The sequence below is a fragment of the Metabacillus niabensis genome, from assembly GCF_902829255.1.
Classification (GTDB): domain Bacteria; phylum Bacillota; class Bacilli; order Bacillales; family Bacillaceae; genus Metabacillus; species Metabacillus niabensis.
Map to the genome: position 1 here is coordinate 1 of NZ_CADEPK010000347.1, position 2,660 is coordinate 2,660.

At 34.8% G+C, this 2,660-nt stretch carries 4 protein-coding genes; 1 reads left to right on the plus strand and 3 read right to left on the minus strand.

Annotation, left to right across the window (positions count from 1 at the left end; all coding sequences use genetic code 11):
- Window positions 1–113 precede the first annotated feature (113 nt).
- The gene (locus HU235_RS19665; RefSeq protein ID WP_095299055.1) at window positions 114–974 is read right to left on the minus strand and encodes a manganese catalase; all 861 of its coding nucleotides are present in this window, start codon (window positions 972–974) and stop codon (window positions 114–116) included.
- A 166-nt stretch (window positions 975–1,140) separates the two neighbouring features.
- Window positions 1,141–1,680, minus strand: coding sequence for a hypothetical protein (locus tag HU235_RS19670; RefSeq protein ID WP_370877272.1), 540 nt, complete (start codon window positions 1,678–1,680; stop codon window positions 1,141–1,143).
- A 137-nt stretch (window positions 1,681–1,817) separates the two neighbouring features.
- On the opposite strand from HU235_RS19670, the gene HU235_RS19675 reads away from it, so the two are divergent.
- Window positions 1,818–2,402, plus strand: a complete 585-nt coding sequence (locus tag HU235_RS19675) for a TetR/AcrR family transcriptional regulator (RefSeq protein ID WP_174881315.1) — start codon at window positions 1,818–1,820, stop codon at window positions 2,400–2,402.
- A gap of 95 nt (window positions 2,403–2,497) precedes the next feature.
- Here the strand turns inward: HU235_RS19675 and HU235_RS25590 are convergent.
- Window positions 2,498–2,660: PLP-dependent transferase (locus HU235_RS25590; protein ID WP_174881316.1), on the minus strand; the 163-nt coding region annotated here is incomplete at its 5' end.

Consider the following 2,660-nt stretch of genomic DNA (forward strand, 5'->3'; position numbering starts at 1 on the left):
GCATGAGGTTAGATTAATCTCAGACTAAATATAATAATGCAATCTAAAATAAAATGACTGCAACAATAAAAATTGTTTAGCAGTCATTATTAAACTTTTCTATGTTGTTCGTATTATTTCATATTTGGGGGAACAAGTCCTTGTGTGTCCTTAAGAACGGCTGGTGGAGTATCATGGATATATGGAGGTGCTGGACGCAATACTGGTTTTTTTGCAAGAGGTACAGGATTTTCCACATAATTAAATTGGCCGAGTCCATCCATACTTGGTCCGTGAGCCCAGCGACCTTGTGCACTTTGGTTACCTTTAGAGAAATTAAACAGTGTGTATGAAACTTCTTGTTTTTCTAATTCCCTTGGGAAGGTACTTGGGACAACAACATTCTCTTTTGCTTCAAGCTCTTTAATTGCGGCAATCCATTGGTTTTGATGCATTGTATCTCTAGCGATTAACCATGACAGCATATCTTTTACGCCTCGATCATTTGTTTCCTCGTATAAACGAACAACTTGTAAACGTCCCTGTGATTCGGCATTTAAATTAGCTCTAAAATCGGCTAATAAATTTCCGCTTGCAATGATATAATCTGCTGTCCAGCGATTGCCAACACTATCAGCTGGCATTGCCCCTAAACCTGAAACAATTACATGCTGTGGATTCATTCCACCTAATATTGCACCAATTATCGGATCCTTTGCAGCTGTCTCTAAATCTCCAACCGGTGCACCATCTAATAATCGTGCAATCATCGTAGCTAGCATTTCAATATGAGCTAGCTCTTCTGCACCTGTATCCATTAATAAATCTTTATATTTTCCGTTTCCTCGTACGCTCCATCCCTGGAAAAGGTATTGTAAAGCAACGGAAATCTCTCCAAATTGCCCACCAAGTACTTCTTGTAATTTCTTCGCAAAAAGCGGATCGGGTCTTTCAGGCTTTGCATGGTATTGCAATTCTTTTACATGATAAAACAAAGACAATCACCTCATAAAATAATGTCAGCCCTTAGCTACAGTACAGTATATTTTAGGGAGATATTTGGGTGTATGTCCTTAAAAAAATGGTTAATTATGTGAAGATTTCAAATTTGAATTATATAAGAAAACATATTTTATGTTAGAAAGATTATAACAAATAAATTTAAGATTGCTTTACAACCCTTTTTTCATCCTTTTTCGGCCAAATAAAATTGGATACGCTAATAATCAAATCGATTACTAAAACAACACTCCAAATCATCATTAAGCTAAATAAAGCTTGAGTTCGCGATGAGTCATTAATAAAGTAAATCATTGCAAAAATAAGTCCATTGCCAATGAGATAGGATAGAAGATGTTTTAACCATCCTTTAAAATAGTGAATGGCATATTCCATTCCATAACGTTTTTCAGGCTTTGTTCCTTCCTTCATTACATAATATTGAAAACGTTGATCAGCCCATTTAATCATACTTTTACCGAATACGATCGATACCCCGATGTAAATGGCTGCGATGCCGTGAACAGTTGAGGCTACAGCGCCTTGATAAAGATCTATACTTGTAATAATTAATAGGAGCAAATCAATCAAAGGTGTTAGGGCTAATAGCATAAGACCTAGCTTCTTCTGTTTAAAAATATATCTTACGATTAAACCTAATAAAATGACGATCCAAAATCCTATTTCACAGCCAATGATCATCCATGTAATAAAACTCAATTTTGAACACTCCTTTTTAATACGCTTGTATTATTTAAAACCATCATATCACGGAAGTTTTTTTAATACAACTGTATTATTTAATTGAATATGAAATCATCTATTGATAAAATGGATATATGCCAAAAATTGTTGATCATGAAAAAAGAAGAAAGCAAATTGCTGAAGCAACGTGGAGAGTTATTTTGAACGAGGGAATTGAAGGTGCTACAGTAAGAAATATAGCAAAGGAAGCCAATATATCATTAGGTGCATTACGTCACTATTTTGCTACCCAGGATGAACTGCTTGTTTATGCGATGAATTTGGTTAAAGAACAAGCGACAGAAAGAATTAAGAAGATTGTTGTTCAAGATTCACAACCAAAGGAAATCATTTTAAACGTTTTACTGGAATTGTTACCTGTTAATGAAGAGACTAAAGCAGAAATGGAGGTATGGTTTGCTTTTATCGGACATGTTAGACATAAACAGGGAATATTAAAGCTCCATGATGACGGTGTTTATGAAGGAATTAAAGTTTTAGTTGAAAATATGGTCGAATATGGATTATTAAAGGATGGTCTTGATAAGGAAATGGAAACTGAGAGATTGTATTCACTAATTGATGGACTAGCATTACATGCAATTTTAGAACCAGGTCGACTGAACAAAGAGAAAATTACCCGCGTATTAACGTATCATTTAGAATCGATTTGGGTTTAAAGTAAAAATGCTTAAAACTGGCTGTCTCAACAAGATTTGCTTTTGTTCAAAGCACCTAAAATTCGCCTTTGAGACAGCCAAATTTTCTATTTCGGTTATTGCCCCAAAGCATTCCTTAAATCATTAATAAGATCCTCGGAAGGTTCCATTCCTATTGAAAGTCTAATAATATGCGGGTTGATGTTTTTCTTTTTTAACTCCTCTTCATTATGTCCGAGATTCGGTGTGATGATTAAACTTTCAAGTCCACCCCATGAT